The sequence below is a fragment of the Mycobacterium sp. 1081908.1 genome, assembly GCF_001673535.1.
Lineage (GTDB): Bacteria > Actinomycetota > Actinomycetes > Mycobacteriales > Mycobacteriaceae > Mycobacterium.
The window spans coordinates 40,084-46,789 of sequence record NZ_LZLY01000018.1 but is presented as its reverse complement, the minus strand read 5'-3'; the positions used below and the strand labels follow the sequence as shown (position 1 = coordinate 46,789).

The following is a 6,706-nucleotide window of genomic DNA, read 5'->3' as shown; positions in this document are numbered from 1 at the left end:
GTGGCCGGAACGGTCAGCCCGGCGGCTGCCGACCGCAGCGCCGACGCCAGGTCGCGGCGCACTCGTGGCTGGCGGTGTTCGACGCGCTTGGGCAACGGCATCGAGCCGACGGGTGCCGTCGCGCCCGTGTAGTCCGCCGTCGAAATCCGCCCCGCCCAACGGTTTTCGGTGAGAACCAGCGGGCGCGGGTCGGAGCTGTCGCGCGCGGACTCCAGCACCACCGCCAGCCCGCCGCGCCGGCCGTGGGTGATCGTGATGATGTCGCCCCGGCGCAGCGCGGCCAGCGCATCGCTGGCGGCCTGCCGGCGCTGCAGCCGCGACGCGCGGGACTGCGCGCGCTCCAGCTCGGAGATCCGTGCGCGCAGCCGCGCGTATTCGAAGATCGGCGCGTCGCGCCCGCCGAGCTCGGCGGCGATCTCGTCGAGCATCCGCTCGCCGCGCTCGATGCCGCGTACCAGGCCGACGACCGAGCGGTCGGCCTGGTACTGGGCGAACGACTGCTCGAGCAGCTGGTGGGCCTGCTCGGGGCCCATCTGCTGCACCAGGTTGATCGTCATGTTGTACGACGGGGCGAACGAGCTGCGCAGCGGGAAGGTGCGGGTGGATGCCAGCCCGGCCACCGCGGACGGTTCGGTGGTTTCTTCGCTGGGATTCCACAGCACCACCGCGTGGCCCTCGACGTCGATGCCGCGCCGGCCGGCGCGCCCGGTCAGCTGCGTGTACTCCCCCGGCGTCAGCGGCATGTGCTGCTCGCCGTTGAACTTCACCAGCCGCTCGAGCACCACGGTGCGGGCGGGCATGTTGATGCCCAGCGCCAGCGTTTCGGTGGCGAACACCGCCCTGACCAGGCCCGCGGTGAACAGCTCCTCGACGGTGTGGCGGAACGCCGGCAACATCCCGGCGTGGTGGGCCGCCAACCCGCGCAGCAACCCCTCGCGCCACTCGTAGTAGCCCAGCACCGCCAGGTCGGCGTCGGCCAGGTCACCGCAGCGGTGCTCGATCACCTCGGCGATCTGCGCGCGCTCCTCCTCGGTGGTCAGCCGCAGCGGCGACCGCAGGCACTGCGCGACGGCGGCGTCGCAGCCGGCCCGGGAGAACACGAACGTGATCGCCGGCAGCAGCCCCTGCGAATCCAGGATCCCGATCACGTCCGGCCTCGCGGGCGGTCGGTAGAAGCGCGGCCGGGAGGGCCGCGCGGAGCGCCCGCGGCGGGGCTGCCAGTCCGACGTCCGGTCCGCCTCGCGGCGGTGGGCGATGTGGCGCAGCAGGTCGGGGTCGACGCGCGGCTTGGCACCGGCGTCCGGCTCGGCGTGCGAGTAGTCGAACAGGTCGAACAGCCGCTTGCCGACCAGCACGTGCTGCCACAGCGGAACGGGCCGGTGCTCGTCGACGACGACGGTGGTGTCGCCGCGGACGGTCTGGATCCAGCCGCCGAACTCCTCGGCGTTGCTCACCGTCGCCGACAGGCTGACCACGCGCACCTCGTCGGGCAGGTGCAGGATCACCTCCTCCCACACCGGGCCCCGCATCCGGTCGGCCAGGAAATGCACCTCGTCCATCACCACATAGGAAAGCCCTTGCAGCGCAGGCGAATCGGCGTAGAGCATGTTGCGCAGCACTTCGGTGGTCATCACCACGACGGGCGCGTCGCCGTTCACCGACATGTCGCCGGTCAGCAGCCCGATCTTGTCGCGGCCGTAGCGCTCGCTCAGGTCGGTGTGCTTCTGGTTGCTCAGCGCCTTGAGCGGCGTGGTGTAGAAGCACTTGCCGCCGGACGCCAGCGCCAGGTGCACGGCGAATTCGCCGACTACCGTCTTGCCGGCGCCGGTGGGCGCGCACACCAGCACGCCGTGGCCGCGTTCCAGCGCCGCGCACGCCCGCTGCTGAAAGTCGTCGAGCGTGAAGCGCAGTTCCGCGGAGAACCGGGCGAGCTCGGAAAGCTCCGTCACGCCGTCGCCGCGCGACGCCGACGTCTAGGTGACGTCGTCATGTTGCCCGGCCGTGAACGACGGCTCCGGTATCGGCTCCGGCCGTTCGATGACCGACGCCTCGTCGTCGGGAATCACGACCTGGGCCTCGCGCTTGGCCTTGCGCCGGTCGTGCAGTCGGGAGATCTGGATGGCGAGCTCGAGCAGCACCGACAGCGCGATCCCGAGCGCCGTCATCGAAAACGGGTCGGATCCGGGCGTGAAGACGGCCGCGAAGGCGAACATGCCGAAGATCAGCCCGCGCCGCCAGGACTTGAGCCGCTCGTAGCTGAGCACGCCGACCGCGTTGAGCATGACGATCAGCAGCGGGAACTCGAAGCTGACGCCGAAAACCACCAGCAGGTTGATCAGGAAGCCGAAATACCGGTCCCCGGACAGCGCGGTCACCTGCACGTCGCTGCCGACCGTCAACAAGAACCCCAGCGCCTTCGACAGCACGAAGTAGGCCAGCACGGCGCCGACGACGAACAGCACCGCCGCGGGCACGACGAACCCGACCGCGAAGCGGCGCTCCTTCTGGTAGAGCCCGGGAGTGATGAACGCCCACAGCTCGTAGAACCACACCGGGCAGGCCAGCACGAGCCCGGCCGTCAGCCCGACCTTGAGGCGCAACATGAATTGGTCGAACGGGGCGGTGGCGAGCAGCCGGCACTGCCCGTCGGCGCTGATGCTCGCCCGCGCCGATTGCGGCAGCGAACAATACGGATGGCGCAGCCATTCGCCGAGGCTCTCCAGCCCGAAGAGCGAATGCGAGTACCAGAAGAACCCGAAAATCGTGGTGACCAGGATGGCGGCCAGCGAGATCAGCAGCCGGGTGCGCAGCTCGGTGAGATGGTCGACCAGCGACATCGTCGCGTCGGGGTTGGTGCGGCTCCGCCTGTTACGAGGGTTGAGCCGTTTCAGCAGGCCCGCGGTGCGCGCTGAAACCTTGAAACCTTTCACGGTGGTCTTTGCGGTCGGTCAGGGGCGCTCGGGCACCGCGGCGACGCGGCTAGGCCGGGCGCGCTTCGGTGTGCCCCTGCTCGGTGGCCGCCGGCGGGTCGACCCGCTGCGACTGCACGGGCTGGGGGGTCTCGATCGAAGGAGTTTCAGACTTGCCTTCGGTCTGCATTTCCCGCATCTCGGACTTGAAGATGCGCATCGACTTGCCCAGCGAGCGCGCGGCATCGGGGAGCTTCTTGGCACCGAACAACAGGATCACTACGACCGCGAGGATCGCCCAGTGCCACGGACTAAGACTGCCCACTTTGATTACCTCCAGACGTCCACCCGATGCTACCGCAGCGACGGTCCCAGCTAGTCCGGCCGCGCCGCGACCTGGTAGGACTCCAGGGCCGCGGCGGCGGCATCCCGGACACGATGTGCCAGCGATTCCGGTTCGAGCACCCGCACCGCCGGCCCGAAGCCCAGCACCAGGCGCGTCATCCAGTCCTCCGAGGCGTAGGTCATGACGGCCTCGCACGACCCGTCGGCCAGCTCGAGCACCTCGCGCATCGGGTAGTACTCGAACATCCACGAGGCCGCGGGCGCCACCCACAGCCGGGCCGACGGCAGCGACGGGTCGCCGTCGAACAGCGACGTGTCCGGCGGCGCGTGCAGCGCCGGTTCCGGCGGGGCGGCCGGCTCGCCCAGCTCGGTGGCGTCGACGATCCGGTCGAAACGGAACAGCCGGACGCCCTCGGCCTCGCGCGACCAGGCCTCCAGGTAGCTGTGCCCACCGATCAGCAGGACGCGAATGGGATCGACGACCCGGCTGGTCAGGGTGTCGTGCGAGGCGGAGTAGTAGTCGATGGCCAGCGCGCGCCGGTATTGCACCGCCGTCCGGACGGCCGCGGCGGCGCGGCTCTCGACGGGTGCCGGCTCGTCCACGGCGGCCACGGCGGCCGTAGCGTCCTGCCCGACGGCGCCCGCGGCGGCCTCGATCTTGGCGATCGCGCTGCGCGCCGCCTCCGGGTCGACCACGCCGGGGATGTCGGCCAGCGCCCGGAGCGCCACCAGCAGGCCGGTGGCCTCCGGGGACGTGAGCTTGAGCGGCCGGTCGATGCCCGCCGAGAACGTCACCTCGATGGTGTCGCCGGAGAACGCGAAGTCGATGAGGTCACCCGGGTAGTAGCCGGGCAGGCCGCACATCCACAGCTGGTTGAGGTCCTCCTCCAGCTGCTTTTCCGATACGCCGAGATCGGCGGCGGCCTTGGCCCGGGTGACCTTCGGATTGGCCTGGAAATACGGGACCATGTTGAGCAGCCGAACCAGCCGGGTGGACACGGGGGTCATGCGCCGGGAACCTCCACGTGCGCGCGCAGCCGGGCCAGCACCTCGTCGCGCAGGGATTGCGGCTCGAGCACGACGGCGTCGGCGCCGTAGCCGGCGATGTCGCGCGCCAGCTGGTCGGCGGATCCGATGCCGAGTTCGATCACCTCGCCGTCGCGGCCGGCCACCTGTTGCGCCGCCATCGACCTCCCGGCGCGCCGCAGCGCGGTGGCCCGCCCGTCGGCGACCCACACCCGGGCCTGCCCGCCGGCCGGCCACTCGGTGACCGTCTGGGCCACGATCTTGCGCAGGTCGACGCCGTCGGGCACGGTGACCGCGCCGGGCGGGCCGATGGGGGTGATATCGGCCCCGATCCGGGACAGCCGGAAGGTGCGGGTGGCGTCGCGGTCGCGATCGTGCCCGACCAGGTACCAGCGCCCCTTCTCGGTGACCACGCCCCACGGCTCGACGGTGCGCGTCGTGTAGGGCTCCGCCCGCGACGGCCGGTGCTGAAACTGCACCGCCCGTCGGGAACCGATGGCGGACAACAGGATTCCGAGCACGTCCTCCGACCCGCGCAGGCCCGGCACGCCCGCGGGCGACGCGATGGCCACCGGCGCGTCCGGATCGACGTCCACCCCGGCGGCGCGCAGCTTGAGCAGGGCGCCCTGGGTGGCGGTGATCAGCTCGGGCGACTCCCACAGCTGCGTGGCAACGGCCACCGCGGCGGCCTCGTCCGGGGTGAGGTCGACCGGGGCCAGCGCGTAGGCGTCGCGGTTGATCCGGTAGCCCTCGGTGGGATCCATCGCCGACACCCGGCCGACCTCCAGCGGGATGCCGAGGTCGCGCAATTCGTTCTTGTCGCGCTCGAACATCCGCGAAAACGCCTCGGCGCTGGGGCTGTCGGAATAGCCGGCGACGCTGGACCTGATCTTTTCGGCGGTGACGTAGCCGCGGGTGGACAGCAGGGCGATGACGAGATTGACCAGCCGCTCGACTTTCGAGGTCGCCATTTGTCCCAGGTTATTCGATGGGCCGCCGCGGGCGCTTCCGGCGGTGGCCCGCTACATGCTGGCGATCAGCCGCTTGACCCGCTCGTCGACCGCGCGGAACGGGTCCTTGCACAGCACGGTGCGCTGCGCCTGGTCGTTGAGCTTGAGGTGCACCCAGTCGACGGTGAAGTCGCGGCCCGCGGCCTGGGCGGCGCTGATGAACTCCCCGCGCAACCGGGCGCGGGTGGTCTGCGGCGGGTTGTCGACCGCCTCCGCGATGTCCTCGTCGGTGGTCACGCGCGTGGCCAGGCCCTTGCGCTGCAGCAGGTCGAACACGCCGCGGCCGCGCTTGATGTCGTGGTAGGCCAGGTCCAGCTGGGCGATCTTCGGGTCGGACAGCTCCATGTTGTAGCGGTCCTGGTAGCGCTGGAACAGCTTGCGCTTGATCACCCAGTCGATCTCGGTGTCCACCTTGGCGAAGTCCTGGCTTTCGACGGCGTCCAGTTGCCGGCCCCACAGGTCGACGACCTGCTCGATCTGGGCGTTGGGCTCCCGGGTCTGCAGGTGCTCGACGGCCCGGCTGTAGTACTCGCGCTGGATGTCCAGGGCGCTGGCCTGCCGCCCGCCCGCCAGCCGCACCGGCCGCCGGCCCGTGATGTCGTGGCTGACCTCGCGGATGGCGCGGATGGGGTTGTCCAGCGAGAAGTCGCGGAACGGGACGCCGGCCTCGATCATCTCCAGCACCAGCGCCGCCGTGCCCACCTTGAGCATGGTGGTCGTCTCGCACATGTTGGAGTCGCCGACGATGACGTGCAGGCGGCGGTACTTCTCGGCGTCGGCGTGCGGCTCGTCGCGGGTGTTGATGATCGGGCGGCTGCGGGTGGTCGCCGAGGAGACGCCCTCCCAGATGTGCTCGGCGCGTTGGGAAAGGCAGAACGTCGCGGCCTTGGGGGTCTGCAGCACCTTGCCGGCGCCGCAGATCAGCTGCCGGGTGACCAGGAAGGGCAGCAGCACGTCGGAGATCCGGGAGAACTCGCCGGCCCGCACGATCAGGTAGTTCTCGTGGCAGCCGTAGGAGTTGCCCGCGGAGTCGGTGTTGTTCTTGAACAAGTAGATGTCGCCGCCGATGCCCTCGTCGGCGAGCCGCTGTTCGGCGTCCACCAGCAGGTCTTCCAGCACCCATTCACCGGCCCGGTCGTGGGTGACCAGCTGCACCAGGCTGTCGCACTCGGCCGTGGCGTACTCGGGATGGCTGCCGACATCGAGGTAGAGGCGGGCACCGTTTCGCAAGAACACGTTGGAGCTGCGGCCCCACGACACCACGCGCCGGAACAGGTACCGGGCGACCTCGTCCGGCGACAGCCGGCGATGGCCGTGGAACGTGCAGGTGACACCGAACTCGGTCTCGATGCCCATTATTCGTCGCTGCACGTAATCGAGCGTACTGGTTGTCGCACCGCAAAGGTGCGGAAGCCG

At 70.3% G+C, this 6,706-nt stretch carries 6 protein-coding genes; all 6 read right to left on the bottom strand.

Translation table 11 applies throughout. The features are described from left to right. On the bottom strand, nucleotides 1–1,949 hold a 1,949-nt coding region (locus A5655_RS03160), incomplete at its 3' end, for an RNA helicase (RefSeq protein WP_067005477.1). 24 nt (nucleotides 1,950–1,973) lie between these two features. After that, nucleotides 1,974–2,930 carry a twin-arginine translocase subunit TatC gene (tatC, locus tag A5655_RS03155; protein ID WP_156764666.1) on the bottom strand — a complete coding sequence of 319 codons (957 nt, stop codon included), beginning with the start codon at nucleotides 2,928–2,930 and terminating at the stop codon, nucleotides 1,974–1,976. A 49-nt stretch (nucleotides 2,931–2,979) separates the two neighbouring features. After that, entirely contained in the window at nucleotides 2,980–3,234 is a 255-nt protein-coding gene (gene tatA, locus A5655_RS03150) for a Sec-independent protein translocase subunit TatA (RefSeq protein ID WP_066932188.1), read from the bottom strand. Between the two features lie 50 nt (nucleotides 3,235–3,284). Then, nucleotides 3,285–4,262 carry a YafY family protein gene (locus A5655_RS03145; protein WP_067005475.1) on the bottom strand — a complete coding sequence of 326 codons (978 nt, stop codon included), beginning with the start codon at nucleotides 4,260–4,262 and terminating at the stop codon, nucleotides 3,285–3,287. Beyond that, nucleotides 4,259–5,251, bottom strand: coding sequence for a YafY family protein (locus A5655_RS03140; protein WP_067005473.1), 993 nt, complete (start codon nucleotides 5,249–5,251; stop codon nucleotides 4,259–4,261). The genes A5655_RS03145 and A5655_RS03140 overlap by 4 nt, the downstream gene beginning before the upstream one ends. 51 nt (nucleotides 5,252–5,302) lie before the next feature. Then, nucleotides 5,303–6,661, bottom strand: a complete 1,359-nt coding sequence (pafA, locus tag A5655_RS03135) for a Pup--protein ligase (protein ID WP_156764665.1) — start codon at nucleotides 6,659–6,661, stop codon at nucleotides 5,303–5,305. Between the last annotated feature and the right edge of the window lie 45 nt (nucleotides 6,662–6,706).

What these genes read in the sequence shown, in the direction of transcription:
- A5655_RS03140 (WP_067005473.1), bottom strand. Translation starts at nt 5,251, where the DNA reads ATGGCGACCTCGAAAGTCGAGCGGCTGGTCAATCTCGTCATCGCCCTG.
- A5655_RS03145 (WP_067005475.1), bottom strand. Translation starts at nt 4,262, where the DNA reads ATGACCCCCGTGTCCACCCGGCTGGTTCGGCTGCTCAACATGGTCCCG.